Below are 21,495 nucleotides of genomic sequence, written 5' to 3'. Positions count from 1 at the left end.
CGGCCACTGGCCGGGGGAGCCGACGATGTTCACCGAATACGACCACGCCCACATGCGCCGCGCCCTCGATGCGGCGCGCGAGGGGCTTTACACGACCACCCCCAATCCTCGCGTCGGCTGCGTGATCGCGCGCGGCGAGGAAGTGCTGGGCGTGGGCTTTCACCGCCGCGCGGGCGAGCCGCATGCCGAAGTGATGGCGCTGATGGATGCGCGCGCCCGCGTCGGGCCCGACGGCATCGTCGGCGCGACGGCCTACGTCACGCTCGAACCCTGCAACCACTTCGGCCGCACGCCGCCGTGCACCGGCGCGTTGCGCGAGGCCAAGGTGGCGCGCGTGGTGGCGGCGATGGACGACCCGAATCCGCTCGTCGCCGGCAAGGGCCTGCAAAGCCTGCGCGACTTCGGCATCGACGTGCGCTGCGGCCTGCTGCGCGCCGAGGCCGAGGAACTCAACCGGGGCTTCATCTCGCGCATGACGCGCGGCACGCCCTGGGTGCGCATGAAGATCGCGGCCAGCCTCGATGGCCGCACCGCGCTCGACAACGGCGTGTCGCAATGGATTACCGGCGAGGCGGCGCGCACCGACGGCCATGCCTGGCGCGCGCGCGCCTGCGCCGTGCTCACGGGCCTCGGCACCGTGCGCGAGGATGATCCGCAGCTCAACGTGCGGCTGGTGGAGACCACGCGCCAGCCGAAGCGCGTGCTGGTGGATGCGCGTCTGGGCGTGCCGCTGGAAGCGCGCATCGTCCACACCGGCACGCTGGTGTTCGCCGGCGCGCTTGACGACGCGGCGGTCGCGCTCAAGGCCGACGCGCTTGCGCGCCGCGACGTGGAGGTGGTGTCGCTGCCCGACGCCAACGGCAAGGTCGATCTGCGCGCGATGCTGGCCGAGCTGGGCCGGCGCGGCATCAACGAGCTGCATGTGGAAGCGGGCGAGAAGCTCAACGGCTCGCTGCTGCGCGAGGGCTGCGTGGACGAGCTGCTGCTCTACCTCGCGCCCTGCCTGATCGGCCCCGGCAGGGGCATGGCCGCGCTGCCGGCGCTGGCCGAGCTGGACGGGCGGCTCGCGCTCGACACGCATTCGGTCACGCTGCTGGCCGATGGCGATGTGCGGGTGCTGGCGCGCGTGAAGCGCTGAGGGCGCGCCGCGCGAGGGCGAATCCGCCCGGCGCGGCGACTGCCGGATTGCCGCCGGGCCGACCGCGTCGGCGGTGGTGCGCGCAACCCCACCGCCAGTGGTCGGCAGCGGATGTGATATCTGCCGCGAGCCGCGCCGGTCGCATCGCCTGTCGCCCCGCCAGTCAAGCCGGCGGCTTGAACCCAGGTGCGCACTCCTGGCCGCACCGATGATCTCCGCCCCCGACCCCGGCCCACCGGGGCGCCGCCCAGGAGATCCCCATGCCTTCCGTCCTCGCGCCCGCCGCATGCCGGCTCGGCCTCGCGCTCGGCCTTGCGGCCGCGCTCGCGCCCGCCGTGCCGGTCGCCGCCCAGACCACCGTCATCTCGACCCGCCCCAGCGGCAATCTGCCAAGCCGGCCCGAGGCCGAGGGTGCCGATTACGACGGCGGCAACTGGCTCACCTTCAACAAGGGCTATCGCGGCTTCCGCTATTCGCAGCTGGGCGAGATCGACCGCGGCAACATCGGTGCGCTGCGCGAGCAATGCCGCTTCGATACCGGCGAGAAGTTCGCCTTCCGCGCCGGGCCGATCGTCCATCGCGGCACGATGATCTTCACGACCGCGCACAACACGTATGCGATCGACGCCGCCACCTGCGCGCTGCGCTGGAAGCATGAATGGCTGCCGCTGCGGCCCGACCTGCAATACGGCACCAACAACGGCGCCACCGTCGCCGACGGCCGCGTGTTCCGGGGCACGAACGACGGCTATCTGCTCGCGCTCGACGCCGCGACCGGCCAGCTCCTGTGGCACACGGTCGTCGCCGACGCCTATCTCGGCGAATATGCCGTCGCCGCGCCGCTGGCCTGGAACGGCCTCGTCTATCTCGGCAAGGCCGGCGGCGACAGCGGCATCCGGGGCGAGATGATGGCCTTCAGCGCCACCGACGGGCACAAGGTCTGGGGCTTCAACACCGTGCCGCAGGTGGGCGAACCGGGCGCCGAAACCTGGACCGACCCGGCCAGCCTCGCCCACGGCGGCGGTGGCACCTGGACGACGTATTCGCTCAACCCGTTCAGCAACACGCTGCTGATTCCGGTCGGCAATCCGGGGCCGGACTTCAACAAGGCGATGCGGCCGGGCCGCAATCTCTACACCAACAGCCTCGTCGCGCTGGACGCGACCACCGGCGCGCTCAAGTGGGCCTACCAGCTGCTCGGCCCCGAAGACCGCGACTGGGATACCTCGGTCGTTGCCTCGTACAGCGACTGGGACGGCCGGCGCGCCGCCGCCGTCGCCGGCAAGGACGGCGTGCTGCATGTGGTGGACCACGCCGACGGCAAGCTGCTGTTCAAGCTGCCGCTCGTGACGCAGCTCAACACCACGGCCGAGATCCCGCTCGCGCCCGGCATCCGCATCTGCCCGATCGCGGCGGTGCAATGGAACGGGCCGGCCTACAGCCCGCTCAACAACCTGCTCTACCTGGGCGCGATCGACTGGTGCGCGACCGCCATCCAGGGCGAGCCGCCGGTGTGGACGGCGCGCAAGCCCTATCTCGGCTGGGCCAACGGCTATGGCACGCGCGACCCGATCGATCAGGCGCGCGGCGTGATCACCGCCGTCGATGCGCACACCGGCCTCGCGCGCTGGCGCTGGATGTCGGACCGGCCGCTGCTCGCGGGCGTGACGGCGACGGCCGGGCAATTGCTGCTCACGGCCGATCTGCGCGGGCGGCTGGTGGCGATCGACGCGGTCACCGGCAAGCAGCTGCGCATGCTGGCGACCGGCGGGCCGAATGGCGGTGGTGTCATTTCGTATCTGGCCGGCGGGCATCAGCGCATCGCGGTGGCGACTGGCTTTTCGCACGGCGGCTTCGCGGCCAGCGGGGCGACGGCGCAGATCGTGGTGTTCGGGCTGTAAGGGTTTGCCGTCGAGTCCGAGCGATTTGGAAACCTTTCTGTAAGCTCTCCATGCGCTTGGTTTTGGCCCGTCTGGCCCAAACTCGCGTCTGAACGCGCGCGAGGCATCGCGCCCCGCGCGGCGCTCAGCTCTTCTTCGTAAACGGAGTCAAAGTGAGCAAGACCCCTTCCCGTCTGGTTGCCGCCCTGGTGGCGACCGCGGTCACCCTGTCGATGACTGCGCCCGCCGAGGCGCGTCTGGGCGGGGGCAAATCGTCGTCGTCGTCGAGCGTGTCGCGCTCGTCGTCGTCCTCGTATTCGTCGGGCTCGTCGTCGCGTGTCGGTAGCGGTGGCGCGAGCGGCATGCAGCGTCCGGAGGTGATGGATCGCGTGCGTAGCGGCCAGACCGCCCAGCCTGCGCCGTCGGCCCAGCCGGGTTATGCGGCGCCGGCGGCGGCCCCGGCCGGCGTGCCGGCCCAGCAGGGCAGCGGCAGCTGGGTCAAGCCGGCCCTCGCGGGCGCGGCGGTCGGCGCGGTGGCCGGCTATGCGCTGAGCGAGGCCGCGCGGCCCGACGCGCCGGCGGCCCATGGCGGCGGCGCGGCGGCGCCCGCCGGTTCTGCCGGCCCGATGGACAGCGCCGCGACCGGTGGCGCGGCGTCGGGCTATGGCGCGCCGGCGCACCAGTCGTCGGGCGGCGGCATGTGGCTGTGGCTGCTGGTCGGACTGCTCGGTGCGGGTGCGTTCTACATGTGGCGTCGCAACTCGGCCCAGCCGCGCTCGGCCACGGCCGGCTCGTCACCGTACGCGGCGGGTGGCACGGCGGCCTATCGCTCGGTGCCACCGACGGGTGGCAGCACGGGCGGCTTCGGCCCCGAGGCCGAGGAGCTGCAACGCTTCGCGCCGGCCTTCTTCAAGACGATGCAGGACCTGAACAACGCTGGTGATACCGACGGCCTGCGCAAGTACACGACGCCGATGATGTTCGAGCAGCTCAGGCTCGATATCGACCAGCGTGGTGGCGCGCGCGCGAGCACCGAGGTGATCGACATGCGCGGCGAGATCGTCGATTTCACGCGCAACGGCGATGGCGCCCAGATCGCGAGCGTCCGCTTCCGTGGCCATGTGAGCGAATCGTCGAATCAGCCGTCGGAGGCGGTGGACGAGGTCTGGCATCTGCTGCGCGAGCAGGGTGACGGCTGGCGTCTGGCCGGTATCGAGCAGGTGTGAGCGCCGCGCCCGCGCGAACGCGGGCGCGAAGCGATGGCGGGTGGTCGGTGCTCCGGCCTCCGCCGCGATCGCCGGTGTGACGGCGATGCAATGAAGAACGGCTGCCTTCGGGCAGCCGTTTTCGTTTGTTCGGGCAGCGGGTGTCGCGGCCTCAGTGCCCGCTCGATTCTCCGCCGAGCGCTTCGGTGAGCCGACGCAGCGCGAGCGTCTGGCGCCGGCCGTAGTCGTCGAGCGCGGCGCGAAGGCGCTGCACTTCCGCCGGGTCGAGCTTGTCGCGCAGTGAAAGCGCGAAGGCTTCGAGCGGCGTGGCCCCGTCTGCGGCGTCGAAGCGGTCGGCCTCGACATCGGGTGCGAAGGCGCCGAACACCGATCTGGCCGACCAGGAGCCGTCCATCGCCGGGTGATAGGCGTGGGCGCGCAGCAGGTGGAACAGGTCGACGATGCGGCCGGCCACGGCGTTGAGCGCGGGCGCGAGGTCGTCGAACAGCGCGGCCAGTTCGACGATGCGGTTGCGCTCGAAGCCGGCGTTGTATGCGAATACCGGCCCGGTCTGGCCGAGCGCGGTGAGCAGGCTTTCGGCGAAGGCGCGGCGCGGGTCGCCGCTGCGGTCGGCGAGGAAGCCGAGATGCTCGACGCCGCTGCCGTCCATGCGCTCGACATCGCAGGCCCACTGGTAGGGCAGCACCTGGTAGGGCCGCGTGCCCGACCAGATCGGCACCGCGAAGCCGATCGTCTCGAAGCGCAGCCAGCGGCGTCGGCCCGGATAGCGCGCCAGCTCGCGCGCGGCGCCCGGCTCGACGATGACGCGGTGATCGACGATGGCCTGCTGCATGCGGCGCAGGCGGTCGTTGGGCAGGCGGGTGGGCGGCACGTCGGCAAGGCTGCCGCGGCCCTCGGCGCGCAGCTCTGCGGCGAGGTCGCGGCCGAGCAGGTCGAGGCGCAGCCGATCAGCCTCGGCGGCTTCGCCCTCGGGCGGCGGCGCGCAATGCGTGGCGTAGGGGCAGGGCAGGGGGCGCTGGCAATGGGCGCCCGGCGGCGTGGCGGGCTCGGGGCCGTCGGGCAGGGTGCGCAGGTCGGCCAGCCACTGGCCGAGCGGGCGTTCCTCGACGCTGCCGCTCACCTCGATGGGCGCGAACAGGCCGCCATACCAGCCGAAGCCGGGATAGATGAAATCGGTGTCGATGCGCGCCACGTCCACGCCGGCTACGTGCACGCCGGCACCGCGCACCGCGCGCGCCGCGAGCGCGACGAGGTCGATCTCGTGTTCGCCGAAGCTGCTCGCATGGCGGATGCCGACCACGCGCCAGCGTCCGGTCGTGCCCTTTTCGAGCGGCACGAGCAGATCGACGCGCACCTCGATGCCCTCGTCGGTGCGGAAGCAGCCGTCGAGGATGGGGCGCGGCGCGGCGGCGCCGAGCGCCTGCGCGGTGGCGGCGAGGCGGTCGTCGAAGGGTGCATCGAGCGGGATGCGTACCGCGCCGGGCCAGGCGCGGCTGAGCACGTCGGTGACGAGAGCGTCGACCGGCGGAGGCGTCTCGGCATCGCCGCGCTGGCGGTGCAGCCAGTGGCGGCGCGGGCATTGCCTGAAGCGCGCGAAATCGGATTCGGTGAGGGCTGCGGCTGCTGACATGGAGGTGCTCAGTCTTGTTGTGAGGCCGGCACGGGCCGGCGGATGGGCTGATGCGGTCGGGATTGGGCGATCGGGTTGGCGTCAGTCGTCGGAAAAGTCGGGCTCGGCGCCGCGGCTGTCATTGCCGGGCGGACGGGCGGTGCCGGGCGGGGGCGTGGCGGTGAGATCGTGGCAATAGCGCAGCTCCCGCACCTCGCTTTCGCCGCGCACGATGGATTTCTGCTGTCCGTCGCTGGCGAAGCCCGAGCGCTGGTAGAAGCGGCGCGCGCGCTGGTTGTCGGCCAGCGCCCAGACCACGGCGCGGCGGAAGCCGAGCTGGCGCATGGCGTCGCGCGCGGTACGCCAGAGCGCGGTGCCGAGGCCATTGGCCCACATCATCGGATCGACGTAATGGCCGAGGATCTCGCCGGTGTCGGGTGCGCAGCCGGGCGCGGGACCGATGGCGATCCAGCCGTGCAGGTCCTGGTCGGTCTCGTCGGCGGCGACCAGCACGGTGGCGCGCCGGTGCACGATCACGTCGCACCAGTAGGCCTCGCGCTCGGTGGCCGAGAGCGCGGCGAGAAAGCTTTCGGGCAGCAGCCCGCGATAGGCGGCTTGCCAGGCGTGCACATGGATGCGCGCGATGGCCACGGCGTCGCCGGCGCGCGCCGGCCGCACGCTGCCGCGTCCGGGCGGCAGCACGAAGCGGAACAGGCTGCGGTCGCCCTGGATGCGCTCGCTCACGTCGGCGAGGCGCGGCAGGGTGCTGAGCGTGGCGCGCCAGAAGTCGCGTGCGACATCGAGGCGCGGCAGGGTCTCGACCTTCCATTCGCCCGGAAACTTCCAGAGCAGGGCGCGCGCGGCCCAGCGGCCGATGCCCTGGCGACGCCAGTCGCGCCGGATGTGCAGCTCGGCCAGTTCGAAGCGGGCGTCTTCATGGCGCCGACGCACGAGCGCGAAGCCGGCCACATGGCCGTCCTGGCGGATGAGGAAGGGGAAATGGTCGTCGCTGGCCCAGTAGCGCTCGTAGTCGAGGCTGGCGGCGTCGATGCCCAGCTCGACGCAATGCTCGACGAGCATCGTTTCGAGAATCGGCCGGTCTTCGTGATCGGCACGGGTGAGCTCGGTGAAGGCTGCGGTCATGGCCGGCGGCGCGGGCGGTGGATGACGACGGCGCCGCGCGGGGCGCCGATCCGGCGGGCGGGAAGCCCCGCCACGGCAGTCATCTTTGCATGTGTTGCAACGTCCTGAGCCGGCTAAGTCCGCGTGTTGCGGTTGCTGAAACGCCACCGCGCGTCGCAAGCGTGTGCAAGTTCAGGCGCGAGCGGTTGCTGACGGACGGTCGCAGCCGCGCCAACCCGTGGCCGGAGCGGAGCGGGCCGATGGCGCGCCTCGGCCGGGCTGCGTGCGAACCCGTCAGCCGCGCGACGCGCGCGCGAACCAGCCCGGCACCTCGGGCAGCGCATGTTCGAGCGAGGCGAGTACCGCGAGCGCGAACTCGCGCGTGTGGGCGCAGGCGGGCTTGAGGTCGGGCACGGCGACGATGCCCATGCCGGCTGCGATCGCGGCGCGGACGCCGTGATCCGAGTCCTCGAACACGAGGCAGTCGGCCGGGGCGGCGCCGAGTCGTTCGGCGGCGAGCAGGAAGATGTCGGGCTCGGGCTTGCCGCGCGTGACCTCGTCGCCGCCGGTGATGCTGTCGAACAGCGGCAGCAGTCCCGTCAGGCCGAGCCGGCGCTCGACCTCGGCGCGGCGCGTCGATGACGCCACGCCGCAACGCACGCCGTGTCCGGCCAGCGCCATGACCAACTCGCGCACGCCGGGTTTCACGTCGTAGCCGTGCACGTCGAAGTGGGCGCGCAGCGCGGTGTTGGCATGCAGGAAGACGGCGTCGTAGTCGAAGCTGGGGCCGTAGTGGGCGCACAGCTTCAGGCGCGACTCGGCGATGGGGCGGCCGATGATGTCGAGCCAGACCGCGTCGTCGAACGCGAAGCCGAAGGCGGGCAGGCTCACGGCCCAGGCGTCGCGGATCGGGCGCTCGCTGTCGAGCAGCAGGCCGTCCATGTCGAAGATGGCGGTGGTGTACATGCGGCGGGGCGGATGGGAGACGGAACGGTGACGCGATCTTGCGCGAAGGCGCGCCGTCATGCGCGAGGTGCTCGGGAAGCGGAGCGTCCAAAAGCAGATCGGCGCGTCGCTCGTGCCGACCTGCCGGCAGGAGCGACGCGCCGATCATGGGCGCGTCAGCCGGGGCAGTGCCCCGGCGCCACGGGCTTCAGACCACGCGGATGTTCGCGGCCTGAAGACCCTTCTGGCCTTGCTTGACCTCGAACTGCACGCGCTGGTTTTCCTTCAGGCTGCGGAAGCCGCCTTCGTTGCGGATTTCGCTGAAGTGCGCGAAGAGGTCCTTGCTGCCGTCTTCGGGGGTGATGAAGCCGAAGCCCTTGGCGTCATCGAACCACTTGACGGTGCCGGTTTGGATGCTCATGGAGTCAGTTTCCTTGCTGAGTGAGTTGGGTAAAAAAGAAGAGCCTCCCGCCGCGATGCGGCAGGAACAGAAACACTCAAGAGACGCCTACCGGGAACTCGAACCAGGCCGGCCACGCAACTGCGGGCGGTTTAGGGAAAGACCTTGAAAAACGGGTCTTGGCATGTCTGTCGCGGATCAGTGTAACCCGCAGCCGAAAGCACGCTTCGCGCGATGACGCGCGCAGTTACGTTTTGGTCGTCACAAGTGGTCTGGCACAGGCCTCGCTCAAGGGTTTTTCCGTGGGCCGAACCCGACAAGAATCGTCGGCAAAGGCGTGCGGCGCGCCGGCTGCGTGTGGCCATTGGCGCGAATCCGACAAGTCCGCCGACGCGGCCCGCTCCGATACCCAACCTCCACGGGAGCGCCCATGACAGTGCCAGCAGACATCTTCCGGCCCAGCAGCATCCGCGGCCTCGTGCGCCAGACCCTGACCCCGCAGATCGCCGAGCAGATCGGCCTTGCCATCGGCAGCGAGGCGCTCGCGCGCGGGCGGAAGAAGATCGCCGTCGGCCGTGACGGCCGGCTGCTGTCGGCCGATTACGCGAGCGCCGTCGCCTGCGGCATCAACGACGCCGGCGTCGACGTGATCGACATCGGCCTGTGCGCGACGCCGGTGCTGCAATTCGCGGCGCACGAGGTGGCCGGCGGCAGCGCGGTGATGGTCACGGGCGGGCGCAGCAACGCGCAGTGGGATGGCATGCGCGTGATGCTCGGCGGCGTGCCGCTGTGCGGCGATGCGATCGCGGCCTTGCACCGCCGCATCGAGGCGAAGGACTTCGCCAAGGGCTCGGGCGACTACGAGCGCGACAGCTTCGACGAGGCCTACATCGAGAAGGTGGTGGCGGGCATCAGGCTCGCGCGCCCGGTCAAGCTCGCGCTCGACTGCGGCAACGGCGCCACCGGTGCCATCGCCGAGGAGCTGTTCAAGCGCATCGGCTGCACGGTCAGCACGATCTGGCCCCAGGTGGACGGCAACTTCCCCAACCACTTTCCCGACCCGACGGTGCGCGACAACCTCATCGACCTGGTGGCGACGCAGCGCAGCAGCCAGCAGGGCGAGGTCGGCATCGCCTTCAACTGCGACGGCTCGGGCCTCGGGCTGGTGGACACGCGCGGCTATGCGGTCGATGGCGACCGGGTGCTGATGCTGCTGGCGGCCGATCTGGCGGCGGGCGGCGTGATGCCGACCGTGGTGGCCGACGTGAAGTCGTCGCCGCGTCTCGCGGGCTGGCTGGCGGAGCGCGGCGGCAGCGTGGCCTATGCGCCGAGCGGGCACGGCTTCATCGAGGCGGCGATGGCGGCAAGTGGCGCGGTGCTGGGCGGCGAGTTCGGCGGGCACTACTTCTTCCGCGACCGCTGGCACGGGCATGACGATGCGCTGTACGCGGCCGCGCGCATCGCCGAGGCGTTGTCGCGCACGCCCGACGGCGCGGCGGCGATCGCGGCGCTGCCCAAGGCGGTGACGGCGCAGGAAGTGCGCATCAAGGTGGGCGAGGGCGAGGCCGCGCCCTTCGTGGCCGAGGTCGCGGGCAAGGCGGTGTTCGACGGCGCGCCCGAGGTCGAGACGACCGACGGCCTGCGCGTGGTGTGGCCGGACGGCTTCGGCGTGCTGCGCGCGTCGGGCACCGGGCCAGCGCTGACACTGCGCTTCGAGGGCGCGAACGACGCGGCCTACAAGCGAGTGCAGGCCGCGTTCCGGGCGGCCTTCCAGGCGGTGCGGCCGGGCGTGGCGCTGCCGTTCTGACGCGCGCCACGACTGCCCGGCGGCTCGGCGCCGGCAGTCGCGCCGGCCCGGGCGGCGGGTGACTGAAGCGGCATCGGCGATGCCGCTTTGACGGTTGCATCGCGCGGCCGGGTCGTCATGCGTCGGCGATGACGCCCGACGCGACCCGGCCAGCGGCGGCTCAGGCCGCCGGCGGCGTGTCGAGCACGGCCTTGAGGTTGAGCGTCATGTTGCCCTTGGTCGCGTCGCTGTACGGGCAGATGCCCTTGGCGCGTTCGAGCAGGCTGTCGGCCGTGTTCTGGTCGAAGCTCGCGGCCATGTGGACGGTGAGCGTGAGCGCGATCTTGTACTGGCCCTCGAAGGTCACGTACATGCTCATCTCGGCTTCCACGTAGCTGCCGCGCAGCGGAAGCTTGTCGAGCTTGGCGATGTGCCGCACCGAATGCTCGAAGCAGGCGGCGAACGCGCCGGCGAACAGCATCTCGGGATTGGGGCCTTCGCCCTTGCCGCCCATCTCCTTGGGCACCGAGAGCTTGAGCTTGAAGCTGCCGTCCTCGCTCTGGATCTGGCCGCCTCGGCCACCCTGGGTCAGCATTGTTGTCTTGTAAACGACGTCCATGTCGGTGTTCCTTCGCGCCTTTGTCGTGGGGGAGTGCTTCCGGAGGAGGCGAAGCAACCCGCGTGCGCGGGGCGGTTTGGGCGGTGCCGCACGACGGTGGAAGCGGCCCGGCATGCGACTGGCATGGCTCCGCGCGTCCTGTCCCATTCCCGACAAAGCGCGCGGCCCGACCGCGCCGGAGAACACCGCATGAAGGTCCTCATCGTCGGCGGCCCGCGTCCGCTGGCCACCGCGCTCACGCAAGCCCTGCTCGACCGCAACCGCCTGACCGACTCGGCCGGCCGTGAGCGCGGCATCGACCGCATCGTCGAACTCGACGCCGCCCCGGCCGACAAGTCCGCCGACCGCCGCATCCGCCGCGTGACCGGTCGCGCCGACGATCCGACGCTGCTCGGCGAGCTGATCGACGCCGACTACGGCGCGATCTTCGACCTCGGCACGGTCGGCGCCGCCGACGGCGCCGCGCTCGACGCGACGCGGCTGCTGCTGGAAATCGTGCGCGAGACCGGCCACCGGCCGCGCTTCGTGTTCGCAACTTCGCTCGACGTGGACGAAGCCGCGCTGCCGCTCGCCGCGCTGAGCGCCGCCGGCCACATCGACGGCCGGCGCCTGCGGCTGGCCGTCGCCGGCCCCGGGACTTCCGCCGAAGCGGCGGCAACCGGCGGCGCGGCGCCGGCCGCTTCCGCCGTGCCCGACCCGGCGCCGGCCGTCGCCGCGCTCATCGCCGCCTGCGAGGCCTGAGCCGCGCCGCTGCGATCATCGGCCGGTCGCCCCACGGGGCCCGATGAAGGTTGCAGGGCTGATGCACATCCACGCGCGCTCGCTGCGCTACTTCGACATGATCCGGCGCTGCGGTTCGATCCGCGAGGCGGCGCGCCGGCTTCACCTGGCCTCGTCGGCCGTCAACCGCCAGCTGCTCCAGCTCGAGGAGGAAGTCGGCACGCCGCTGTTCGAGCGCATGCCCGGCGGCCTCGTGCTGACCGCCGCCGGCGAGGTGTTCTCGCGCCACGTCATCACCGTGCTGCAGGACGAGCGCCGCATGGAGCACGAGCTGGAGGCACTGCGCGGCGTGCGTCGCGGCGAGCTGGAGATCACCGCCGTCGAGGGCCTCAACGCGCGCTTCCTGCCGGCGGTGCTCGAACGCATGCTCACGCGCCATCCGATGGTCCGCATCCGCGCGCGGCCGGCCGGCTCGGCCCAGGCAGCGCGCGCCGTCATCGACGGCGATGCCGATGTGGCGCTCGGCTTCTCGATCACGCGCGACGAGGCGCTGCGCCAGTGCGCGGTCGGCGAATTCGCGCTCGGCGCGGTGCTGCGGCCCGACCATCCGCTCGCGGCCCACCGCGAGGTGAGCTTCGCCGACTGCGCGCGCTGGCCGCTCATCCTCGCCTCGCCCGAAATCTCCACCCACGCGCTGATGCGGCCAGTGCTCGCGCGCCATCGCAAGCCGCTGACCGTGGTGCTCGAATCGGCCTCGATCGAGCTCGCCAAGCGGCTTGCCGAGCAGGGCATCGGCATCGCCTTCCAGACCCGGCTCGGGCTGGAGGAGGAGCTGGCCGGCGGCCGGCTGGCGCATGTGCCGCTCAAGGCGCCGGACCGGCTGGTGGCCGAACTCGGCGTGTACGTGCGCGCCGGCCGCACGCTGCCGCCGGTGGTCGATGCCTTCACGCGGCTGGTCGCCGACGAGATCGAGGCCAGCACCGCGGCCGAACGCGGCGGCGCGGACGGCTGAGCGGCACCGCCGCACGCCGGACGAACTGCATCGGCGCCAGCAGCCCAGCCGCATAGGCGTCATCGGCGATGCCGCTGGGCGCACGCCGCACGCCATCGCCTGCAGTGCCGGCTGCTGATGCCGTTTCGGCATCGGGGTAGTCAGAAAATTGAGCTAACGCGAGCGCCCACCCGCTCCCTAGACTGCCTTCCACCGTCGCAAAACGAGGAAGGCTTGATGCAAAGCAACGATGAGCTGAAGGCAGGCTTGCCCATCATCGACATCGGTGGGCTGGCCGATGCCGATCCGGCAGCGCAACGCCGCGTCGCCGACCACCTGCGCGCGGTCTGCGAGCGGCACGGCTTCTTCTACGTGGTGAATCACGGCGTGCCGGCCGAGCTGATCGGCGCTGCCTTCGCCCGCGCCGAAGCCTTCTTCGACCAGCACGACGCGGCCAAGCTCGCGCTCGACAAGCGGTTGTCAGCCTGCAACCGCGGCTACGAGCCGCTGCGCGCCCAGACGCTCGAAGCCGGCGCGCCACCCGATCTGAAGGAAGGCTTTTACCTCGGCGAGGACGTGCCGGCCGACGATCCGCGTGTGCTGGCCGGCCGCTTCAACACCGGCCCCAACCAGTGGCCCGACGAGGCGGCCCAGCCCGGCCTCGCCGGCTTCCGCGACACGATGCAGGCCTACTTCGCCGCCGCCTATGCGCTGGCGACGCGCATCACGCGCGGCCTCGCGCTGTCGCTCGACCTGCCCGCCGCCGCCTTCGACGACTACCTCGACGGCGCCTCGGCCACGCTGCGGCTGCTGCATTACCCGCCGCAGCCGCCCAATCCCGCGCCCGGCGAGAAGGGCTGCGGCGCCCACACCGATTTCGGCGGCATCACGCTGCTGCTCCAGGACGACAGCGGCGGCCTCCAGGTGCGCGACCCCGCGAGCGGCGACTGGATCGACGCGCCGCCGGTGCCGGGCAGCTACGTGGTGAACCTCGGCGACCTGTTCGCGCGCTGGACCAACGACCGCTATCGCTCGACGCTGCACCGCGTCATCAACCGCTCGGGCCGCGAGCGCCATTCGATCCCGTTCTTCTTCACCGGCAATCCGGACTACCTCGTGCGCTGCCTGCCGACCTGCCTCGCGGCCGGCGCCGAGCCGCGCTACGCGCCGGTGACGGTCGAGCAGCACCTGCGCGAGTGCTACGAGCGCACCTATGGTTGAGCCGCGCGCCAACGCCAGCGTCGATGCCGACGCGGAAGCCGGCGCCGGCACTCGCACGGATATCCGCGCCGATGCCGGCTTCCCGCGCGACCTCGTGCTGATCCACGGCGCCTGGCAGGGCGCCTGGGCCTTCGACGCCTGGCTGCCGCATCTGCGCGCCGCCGGCTGGCGCCCGCATGCGCTCGATCTTCCCGGCAACGGCCACGGCCCCGATGCCGCCGCGCCGGCCTCGCTCGACAGCTACGTGGCGGCGGTGCGGCGCCGGCTCGACGCGCCCGACCTCGCCGGCCGCCGCGTCGTGCTCGTCGGCCACAGCGGCGGTGGCCTGACGGCGACCCAGACGGCCGAAGCCGTGCCCGAGCGCATCGCCGCGCTCGTCTATCTGGCCGGGATGATGCTGCCCTCGGGCGGCAGCTTCGCCGACGTGGTGCGCGATTGCGCCGCCGCCGACCCGGCCCGCGGCTACGACGGCATCGCGCCCTGGCTCGACTGGAACGCCGACCGCAGCGCCAGCCGCGTGCGCACCGAAGGCGCACTCGAGATCTTTCTCCACGACTGCGATCCGGCCGCCGCCCGCGCCGCCGCCGCCAAGCTCGGCTGGCAGCCCGAGACCGGCCGCGCGATGCGCCCGCGCTGGACGCCCGAACGCCATGGCCGGCTGCCGCGCATCTACGTCGAATGCACGGCCGACCGCTCGCTCCTGCTGCCGACCCAGCGCCGCATGCAGGCGCTGGTGCCCGGCGCGCTGCGCATCTCGCTCGACTGCGGCCATGTGCCCCAGCTCGTGCGGCCGGCCGAACTCACCGCGCGGCTCGGCGCCGCGCTCGACCAGGTTTTCTCCTCCCAAACCCAACTCCGGGAAAGCGCATGAAGCTCCGTCTCAAGTCCCTCGTCGCGGGCGTGCTCGCCTGCTGTGCCCTGGCCGCCAACGCCGCCGACAAGCTCACCGTCCAGCTCGACTGGCTGCCCGGCGGCGACAAGGCCTTCCTGTATGCCGGCGTGAAGGAAGGCTTCTTCAGCGCCGAGGGCCTCGACGTGACCATCCTGCCGGGGCGCGGCTCGGCCGACGCCGTCACCAAGGTGGCCTCGGGCGCGGCCGACATCGCGACCGGCGGCCTCGCCGCGCTGATGATGGCCGCCGCCGAAACGCCTGTGCCGGTCAAGGCGGTGATGTCGATCTACTCGCGCCAGCCCGATGCGCTGTTCACCGTCAAGGGCGCCGGCATCACGAGCCTGAAGTCGGTCGCGGGCAAGACCGTCGCCACGCCGACCTTCTCGTCGTCGAACGCGCTCTGGCCGGTGGTGCTGGAGGCCAACGGCGTCGATCCGGCGAGCGTCAAGCTGCTCAAGGTCGATCCGAGCGCGCTCGCGCCGATGCTGGCCCAGGGCAAGGTGGACGCCACCATCAACTGGACCACGGTGCAGCCGGCCTTCGCGGCGGTGCTTAGGCAGGCCGGCAAGGAACTCGCGGTGCTGCCGTGGTCGGCCTACGGCCTCGACGGCTACGGCTGGTCGGTGTTCGCGGGCGACAAGCTCATCAAGGAAAAGCCTGAGGTCGTGAAGCGCTTCGTGCGCGCCGCGCTCAAGTCGCTCGACTTCGCGGTCCAGCATCCGGACAAGGCCGCGGCCGATCTCAAGGCCGCCGTGCCCGAGGGCGACGTGGCGGTGCTCGAAGCCGAGTTCCGCTCGTCGATCCCGCTGATCCAGAACGATCTGTCCAAGCGCGACGGCCTTGGCGCCTTCGAGCCCAAGCTGCTCGCCGCCACCTGGGGCTGGGTTGCCAAGTCGATGAACTACGCGCCGGCTAAGGTTGATCCCGAGAAGCTGGTCGACCGCAGCTTCGCCGCGCGCTGAGGCCGCATGACCGGGAACGTGATCGAGCTGGCTGGCGTCTGCCAGCGCTTCGCGGCGAGCGACGGGCGCCCCGTCACCGCGCTCGCCGACGTGGACCTCGCGCTCAGGCCGCACGAGTTCGTCGCCGTGATCGGCCCGTCGGGCTGCGGCAAGAGCACGCTGCTGCGGCTCGTGGCCGGGCTGATCCGGCCGAGCGCGGGCAGCGTGCGCATCTTCGGCATGGAAGTGACCGAGCCGCGCGACGAGATCGGCATGGTGTTCCAGAAGCCCGTGCTGCTGCCCTGGCTCGACGTGCTCGGCAACATCACCTTCCCGATGAAGCACAAGTACGGGCGCGTCGATGCGCGCGACGAGGCGCGGGCGCGCGAGCTGCTCGCGATGATCGGCCTGGGCGACTTCGCCACGCGCCGGCCCGCCGAGCTGTCGGGCGGCATGCAGCAGCGCGTGGCGATCGCGCGCTCGCTGCTGCACGACCCCGACATCCTGCTCATGGACGAGCCGTTCTCGGCGCTCGACGCGCTTACCCGCGACGAGATGAGCTTCGAGCTGCTGCGCCTGTGGAGCGAGCGGCCGAAGACGGTCGTGTTCGTCACGCATTCGATCCAGGAGGCGCTGCTGCTGTCGGACCGCATCGTCGTCATGAGCGCGCGGCCGGGCCGCGTGGCCGAGATCATCGACGTGCCGCTCGCGCGGCCGCGCACGCTCGCGACGCTGGCTGATCCGGTGTTCCACGCGCTCGCCAACGACATCCGCGTGAAGGTGTTCACGCGCAAGCCGGAGTAGGCCGATGGACAGGCTCATCAAGCTCGCCGACCGGCTCGCGCCGCTGCTCGCCTTCGCCGTGGTGATCGCGGGCTGGGAGGCCGCCTGCCGCCTGCTGGCGATCGCGCCCTACGTGCTGCCGGCGCCGAGCGCGATCGTCGCGGCGGCGCAGGAGATCGGGCTAGCGCGCTGGGCCGAGCATGCGCTGGCGACCCTGCAGGTCGCGCTGCTCGGCTACGGCGTCGCGGTGCTGGTGGCGCTGCCGCTCGCCATCGGCATCACCGGCTCGCGCTTCCTGTCGCGCACGCTGCTGCCATGGCTCATCGTGATCCAGAGCACGCCGATCGTGGCGGTGGCGCCGATCATCGTCGTCACGCTCGGCGCGGGCGTGCTGCCGCGCGTGGTCATCACGACGCTGATCGCCTTCTTTCCGGTGGTGATCGCCACTGCGACCGGCCTGGCCTCGGTGCCGTCCGAACTCGTCGAGCTGTCGCGCTCGCTGCGTGCGCCGCGTTCGCGCGAGTACTGGCAGATCCGCATGCCGCATGCGGTGCCGCACATCTTCTCGGCGCTGAAGGTCGCGATCACGCTCGCGGTGATCGGCGCGGTGGTGGCCGAATTCGTCGCCGCCGAGAAGGGGCTCGGCTACCTGATCCTCTACACCACCTCGTCGTTCAAGGTGCCGGTGGCCTTCGCGGCGCTCGGCCTGCTGGTCGCGTGCAGCCTTGCGCTGTTCGCGCTCGTGGGCTGGCTGCAGCGCCGGCTGTTTCCCTGGAGTCTCTGATGAATCCGCCAGACATCGATGACGCGGCGGCGATGCCTTCGCCCGCCGCCGACGACGGTGCCGCAACCGCCGCGCCGCCGGCCGACCGCAGCGCGCCGAGCCCCGGGCAGATCCTGCGCCACCTCGCGCGCTGCAATGCCGTGGCCGAACGCGCGCTTGCGCTCGGCCACCATCCGTTCGGCGCCATCCTCGTCGCGCCCGACCACGAGACCGTGCTGCTGGAGCAATGCAACATCGACACGGTCAACCATGCCGAATCGACGCTCGCGCGCGTGGCGGCCACCAACTTCACGCCCGACTACCTCTGGCGCTGCACGCTCTACACCTCGGTGGAGCCGTGCTGCATGTGCGCCGGCACCGCCTACTGGGCCAACATCGGCCGCGTCGTGTTCGGCATGACCGAGCGCGAACTGCTCGGCCACACCGGCAACCACGCCGAGAACCCGACCATGGACCTACCGGCGCGCACGGTGTTCGCGCACGGCCAGAAGCCGGTCGAGGTGATCGGCCCGGTGCCCGAGGCGCTGCCCGCGATCGTCGCGATGCACGCCCGCTTCTGGCAGGCGCGCTGACGATGGCGCACAGCGGCGGACTTCTCCCGGCCGGCATCGCGGACGAGGCCGGCGGCTTCGTCCTGCCGGCGACGCCGGCCGAGGCCGAGGCGGCACGCGCGCGGCTCGGGGCCGGCGCGGCCTTCATCGCCGGCGGCACGGCGCTGCAACTGGCCTGGGGCGAGGGCGCGCGGGCGCCGCTGCCGCTGGTCGCGGTCGCCGGCCTCGCGGCCTTGCAAGGGATTGCAAGACTGGCGACGCCCGACGGCCCGGTGCTGCGCATCGGCGCGGCGACGCGGCTCGAAGCCTTGCGCCGCGATGCGCTCGTGCGCGACGAGGCGCCGCTGCTGGCGCGCGCCTGCGCGAGCCTCGGCGCGACCGGCGTGCGCCATCTCGCGACGCTCGGCGGCAATGTCGGCTGGCGCCAGGGCGACACGCTCGCTGTGCTGCTCGCGCTCGACGCCGAGGCCGAGCTGGCCGATGGCGGCTGCCTGCCGCTGGCGGAGGTGCTCGCGCGGCCGGTGCTGCCGCTGATCGTCGCGCTGCGCGTGGCGGCCCGGCGCGCGGGCGAGTGGGCGGTGTTCGAGAAGGTCGGGCTGCGCGCGGATTTCTCGCCGAGCCGGCTCGCGTTCTGCGCCATCGGCGACGGGCGGGGCGGCTGGCGCGTCGCGGCGACGGCGGCGGGCCTGCCGGCGCGGCGGCTTGCGCGCGTCGAGGCCCGGCTCGCGCGGGCCGGCGCGGATGTGGAGACGGTCGCGCGCGCGGGCGAGGGGCTGCGCGCCGCGCTGCTCGACGCCGCGCGCGCCGATCTCGACGGCGACGCGGCGCGGGCGCGGCTGGCGGTGAGGCTGCTGCTCGGGCATCTCGGGCGGGCGGTGACGGCCGACGCCGCGCGTCCGGCCACGACCGGGGACGGCGATCCGGTCGGCGCCGGGCCGGAGGATCGCAATGCCGGGAACCCTGCCGCCGCTCGCGCCCATGGCGGCACTGAAGCCGGAACCGGCACTTCCTTCGCCGTCCCGCACCAGCTCGTCCGCCACGCCGACCTGCTGGCGCGCAGCCGGCCGCGCCCCGATGCCGAGGCCAAGCTCGCGGGCCGCGCCGGCTATCTGAGCGACCGCCTCACGCCGGGCGCGCTGCACGGCGCCATTCTCGGCAGCCCGCATCCGCATGCGCGCATCGTCGCGATCGACACGTCGGCGGCGCGCGCGCTGCCCGGCGTGCATGCGGTCGTGACCGCCGCCGACGTGCCCGGCCCGCTGCGCTACGGCCTGCGCCATGTCGATCGTCCGGCGCTGTGCGACGACAAGGTGCGCTGCATCGGCGACCCGGTCACGGCGGTCGCGGCCGACACGCCCGACATCGCGCGCGCGGCGCTCGCGCTGATCCGCGTCGAGTACGCGCCGCTGCCCGTGGTGGACGACGCGGCTGCCGCGCTCGCCGCCGACGCGCCCGCCGTGCACGACGGCGGCAACCTGCTGCACGCGGCGCATCACGCGCGCGGCGACCTCGCGGCGGCCGAGGCCGCCTGCGCCTTCGTCATCGACGAGGTGTACGACACGCCGCGCCAGATGCACGCCTATCTCGAAACCGAAGGCGGCATCGCCGAGCCCGACGGCGCCGGCGGACTCGCGCTCTACTTCGGCTGCCAGAACCCCGAGCGCGACCGCCAGGTCATCGCCGCGATGCTCGGCCTCGACCCGGCCCGCGTGCGCGCGGTCGGCTCGCCGGTCGGCGGCAGCTACGGCGGCAAGGACGAGCTGACGGTGCAGCCGATCGCGGCGCTGCTGGCCTGGAAGTCGGGCCGCGCGGTGCGGCTGCGCTGGTCGCGCGCCGAATCGACCGACCTCGGTGTCAAGCGCCATCCGATGCGCATCCGCATGCGCAGCGGCTGCGACGCGGCCGGCCGGCTGCGCCTGCATCGCGTCGACATCCTCGCCGACACCGGCGCCTACGCGACCCACGGCCCCGAGGTGCTCGACGCGGCGGCCGAGCATGCGGTCGGGCCCTATGCCTGGGACGCGGTCGGCATCGACGCGCGGCTGGCCTACACCAACAACGGCATCGCGGGCGCCTTCCGGGGCTTCGGCGCGGTACAGACCCAGTTCGCGCTCGAATGCCAGATCGACCGGCTCGCGGGCGCGGCCGGCGTCGATCCGGTCGAGTTCCGGCGCCGCAACCTGCTGCCGGCCGACGCGCCGGGGCCGCTCGGCCAGGTCGTCGCGCCCTTCGACGGGCCGGCGCGCGTGCTGGACGTGATCGCGCGGCATCCGCTCGCGGCGGGGCTGGCACGGCCGTCCGGCGAGGTGTCGGGCGGGCGGGCGTGGTCCACCGGCATGCCGGTGACGGTGCCTGCGTCCCGCTGGCGTCGGGGCGTCGGCCTCGCGCTCGTCCATCGCAGCGACGCCTTCGGGCGCGGCGGGCCGGGCAGGGCGCGGCTCGCGCTCGCGCTCGCGGGCGATGGCCGCATCGAGTTGCGCGCGACGCTCGTCGAGATGGGGCAGAACCTGCTCGACGTGGTCATCGCGGAAGTCGCGCGTGGCGTCGGCTGCGCGCCGTCCGATGTGCGCCCGGTGCTCGGCGACACGGCGCTCGGCCCCGATTCCGGCGCCGCCTCGGCCTCGCGCTCGACGACGATGGTCCGCCGCGCGGTCGAGCTGGCGGCGCCCGGCTTCGTCGCGCGGCTGCGCGCGCTCGCGGTCGAAGCCGGCGCGGTCGACGCCGGATCGCTTCGGGGCGCGGCGGTGGAAGGCGGCCAGGTCGAAGGCGGCCAGATCGAAGGCGGCCAGGTCGAAGGCGGCGCGCTCGCGCCCGACGCGGCGGCGCTGCCGAGGCCCGGCGCGGGCGGCCTCGTCGACGCCTGCGGCCGGCACGTGATCGGCTATGCCGACCTCGCGCGCGTCGCCGCGCCCGGCGCGCTGCCGGTCTGCGAGGTCGTCGTCGAGGAGGAACTCACGCCCACCGACCTGCCGGGCGCGCACTACCTGTTCGGCGCCAGCGCCGCGCTTGCCGAGGTCGAGGTCGACAGCTGGACCGGCGCGGTCGCGGTGCGGCGCATCGTCATGACGGCGGCGCTCGGGCCGGTCGTCTCGGCGCAGGGCCTGCTCGGCCAGATGGAAGGCGGCGCGGTCATGGGGCAGGGGCTCGCGACCGTCGAGCGGCTGCCGATGCGGGCCGGGCGTTATCTCGCGCGCAACCTCGACGGCTATCTCGTGCCGGGTTTCGCCGACGCGCCCGACTGCGAGCTGATCGCGGTCGAGAACCTCATGCCCGGCGACGACCATGGCCCGCGCGGCGCCGGCGAGATCGGCGTGAACATCGCCGTGCCGGCGATCGCGAACGCCGTCCGCGCCGCGATCGGGCTCGACATCACCCGCCTGCCGATCGAGCCCGACGCCGTGCTCGACCATCTCGACACCCAGCCATGATCGACATCGACTTCCACCTCGACGGCGCGGCCGTGCGGCTGAGCTGCGAACCCTCCGAGCGCCTGCTCGACCTGCTGCGCGAACGCCTCGGCCACACCGGCACCAAGCGCGGCTGCGATATCGGCCGCTGCGGCGCCTGCCTGGTCTGGCTCGACGACGAGCCGGTCAATGCCTGCCTGGTCATGGCCTGGCAGCTCGCCGGCCGACGGGTCCGCACGATCGAGTCGGTGGCCGCCGACGCCTGCAGCGAGCCGGTGCGCGCGGCGCTGGCCGACTGCGGCGGCCTGCAATGCGGCTATTGCACGCCCGGCTTCGTGATGATGCTGACCTGGTTGCATGGCCGCACGCCCCGGCCCGACGCCGCGACGGCGGTCGCGGCCTGCGGCGGCAACCTGTGCCGCTGCACCGGCTACGGCGGCATCCGCCGCGCGGTCGACCGGCTGTTCGGCCCGGTCTGAA

At 72.6% G+C, this 21,495-nt stretch carries 19 protein-coding genes; 14 read left to right on the top strand and 5 right to left on the bottom strand.

The features are described 5' to 3' along the window. Window positions 1-25 precede the first annotated feature (25 nt). The 3 genes from ribD to H566_RS0104115 all read left to right on the top strand — a co-directional run bounded on the left by ribD (window position 26) and on the right by H566_RS0104115 (window position 4,244). On the top strand, window positions 26-1,138 hold the full coding sequence (gene ribD / locus H566_RS0104130) for a bifunctional diaminohydroxyphosphoribosylaminopyrimidine deaminase/5-amino-6-(5-phosphoribosylamino)uracil reductase RibD (protein ID WP_028310446.1): 1,113 nt from the start codon (window positions 26-28) through the stop codon (window positions 1,136-1,138). Window positions 1,139-1,398: 260 nt separating this feature from the next. Further along, window positions 1,399-3,039: a pyrroloquinoline quinone-dependent dehydrogenase gene (locus tag H566_RS0104125; RefSeq protein WP_051377982.1), complete on the top strand. Its 1,641-nt coding sequence runs from the start codon at window positions 1,399-1,401 to the stop codon at window positions 3,037-3,039. Between the two features lie 152 nt (window positions 3,040-3,191). Beyond that, window positions 3,192-4,244: a Tim44 domain-containing protein gene (locus H566_RS0104115; protein WP_156924285.1), complete on the top strand. Its 1,053-nt coding sequence runs from the start codon at window positions 3,192-3,194 to the stop codon at window positions 4,242-4,244. Window positions 4,245-4,395: 151 nt separating this feature from the next. On the opposite strand, the gene H566_RS27165 is transcribed toward H566_RS0104115, so the two are convergent. The 4 genes from H566_RS27165 to H566_RS0104095 all read right to left on the bottom strand — a co-directional run bounded on the left by H566_RS27165 (window position 4,396) and on the right by H566_RS0104095 (window position 8,335). Then, window positions 4,396-5,874 (bottom strand): DUF2779 domain-containing protein, encoded by a 1,479-nt coding sequence (locus H566_RS27165; protein ID WP_028310442.1) that lies wholly within the window; start codon window positions 5,872-5,874, stop codon window positions 4,396-4,398. An 81-nt stretch (window positions 5,875-5,955) separates the two neighbouring features. Continuing rightward, the gene (locus tag H566_RS27160) at window positions 5,956-6,996 is read right to left on the bottom strand and encodes a GNAT family N-acetyltransferase (protein ID WP_051377979.1); all 1,041 of its coding nucleotides are present in this window, start codon (window positions 6,994-6,996) and stop codon (window positions 5,956-5,958) included. Between the two features lie 273 nt (window positions 6,997-7,269). Continuing rightward, window positions 7,270-7,941, bottom strand: coding sequence for an HAD family hydrolase (locus H566_RS0104100; protein ID WP_028310441.1), 672 nt, complete (start codon window positions 7,939-7,941; stop codon window positions 7,270-7,272). Window positions 7,942-8,128: 187 nt separating this feature from the next. After that, window positions 8,129-8,335: a cold-shock protein gene (locus tag H566_RS0104095; protein WP_028310440.1), complete on the bottom strand. Its 207-nt coding sequence runs from the start codon at window positions 8,333-8,335 to the stop codon at window positions 8,129-8,131. A gap of 415 nt (window positions 8,336-8,750) precedes the next feature. Between H566_RS0104095 and H566_RS0104090 the strand changes: the two genes are divergently transcribed. Then, window positions 8,751-10,127 carry a phosphomannomutase/phosphoglucomutase gene (locus tag H566_RS0104090; protein ID WP_028310439.1) on the top strand — a complete coding sequence of 459 codons (1,377 nt, stop codon included), beginning with the start codon at window positions 8,751-8,753 and terminating at the stop codon, window positions 10,125-10,127. A 160-nt stretch (window positions 10,128-10,287) separates the two neighbouring features. Here H566_RS0104090 and H566_RS0104085 read toward each other — a convergent pair whose 3' ends face one another. Next, complete coding sequence (locus H566_RS0104085; protein ID WP_028310438.1) at window positions 10,288-10,725, bottom strand: Ohr family peroxiredoxin; 438 nt, start codon at window positions 10,723-10,725, stop codon at window positions 10,288-10,290. 189 nt (window positions 10,726-10,914) lie between these two features. Here H566_RS0104085 and H566_RS28785 point away from each other — a divergent pair, with 189 nt between their 5' ends. From H566_RS28785 to H566_RS22770, 10 genes are all read left to right on the top strand, one after another. Further along, a complete protein-coding gene (locus tag H566_RS28785) occupies window positions 10,915-11,466 on the top strand; it encodes a Rossmann-fold NAD(P)-binding domain-containing protein (RefSeq protein WP_028310437.1) in 552 nt (183 codons plus the stop codon). A gap of 61 nt (window positions 11,467-11,527) precedes the next feature. Continuing rightward, complete coding sequence (locus tag H566_RS0104075; RefSeq protein ID WP_028310436.1) at window positions 11,528-12,457, top strand: LysR family transcriptional regulator; 930 nt, start codon at window positions 11,528-11,530, stop codon at window positions 12,455-12,457. Between the two features lie 216 nt (window positions 12,458-12,673). Then, window positions 12,674-13,657 (top strand): isopenicillin N synthase family dioxygenase, encoded by a 984-nt coding sequence (locus H566_RS0104070; protein ID WP_034410421.1) that lies wholly within the window; start codon window positions 12,674-12,676, stop codon window positions 13,655-13,657. Then, window positions 13,650-14,528, top strand: coding sequence for an alpha/beta fold hydrolase (locus H566_RS0104065; RefSeq protein WP_084544726.1), 879 nt, complete (start codon window positions 13,650-13,652; stop codon window positions 14,526-14,528). Before H566_RS0104070 ends, H566_RS0104065 begins: the two co-directional genes overlap by 8 nt. Further along, entirely contained in the window at window positions 14,525-15,511 is a 987-nt protein-coding gene (locus H566_RS0104060) for an ABC transporter substrate-binding protein (RefSeq protein WP_028310433.1), read from the top strand. Before H566_RS0104065 ends, H566_RS0104060 begins: the two co-directional genes overlap by 4 nt. Before the next feature lie 6 nt (window positions 15,512-15,517). Next, window positions 15,518-16,294 (top strand): ABC transporter ATP-binding protein, encoded by a 777-nt coding sequence (locus tag H566_RS0104055; protein WP_028310432.1) that lies wholly within the window; start codon window positions 15,518-15,520, stop codon window positions 16,292-16,294. A gap of 4 nt (window positions 16,295-16,298) precedes the next feature. Continuing rightward, window positions 16,299-17,057, top strand: a complete 759-nt coding sequence (locus H566_RS0104050) for an ABC transporter permease (RefSeq protein WP_028310431.1) — start codon at window positions 16,299-16,301, stop codon at window positions 17,055-17,057. Between the two features lie 32 nt (window positions 17,058-17,089). Beyond that, window positions 17,090-17,629, top strand: coding sequence for a nucleoside deaminase (locus H566_RS0104045; RefSeq protein WP_028310430.1), 540 nt, complete (start codon window positions 17,090-17,092; stop codon window positions 17,627-17,629). A 2-nt stretch (window positions 17,630-17,631) separates the two neighbouring features. Beyond that, window positions 17,632-21,036 (top strand): molybdopterin cofactor-binding domain-containing protein, encoded by a 3,405-nt coding sequence (locus H566_RS0104040; RefSeq protein WP_084544724.1) that lies wholly within the window; start codon window positions 17,632-17,634, stop codon window positions 21,034-21,036. Next, complete coding sequence (locus tag H566_RS22770) at window positions 21,033-21,494, top strand: (2Fe-2S)-binding protein (protein WP_034410418.1); 462 nt, start codon at window positions 21,033-21,035, stop codon at window positions 21,492-21,494. Before H566_RS0104040 ends, H566_RS22770 begins: the two co-directional genes overlap by 4 nt. Window position 21,495 lies beyond the last annotated feature (1 nt).

The organism is Derxia gummosa DSM 723 (genome assembly GCF_000482785.1).
Taxonomy (GTDB): Bacteria; Pseudomonadota; Gammaproteobacteria; order Burkholderiales; family Burkholderiaceae_E; genus Derxia; species Derxia gummosa.
This window is presented reverse-complemented; position numbering and strand designations above follow the sequence as displayed.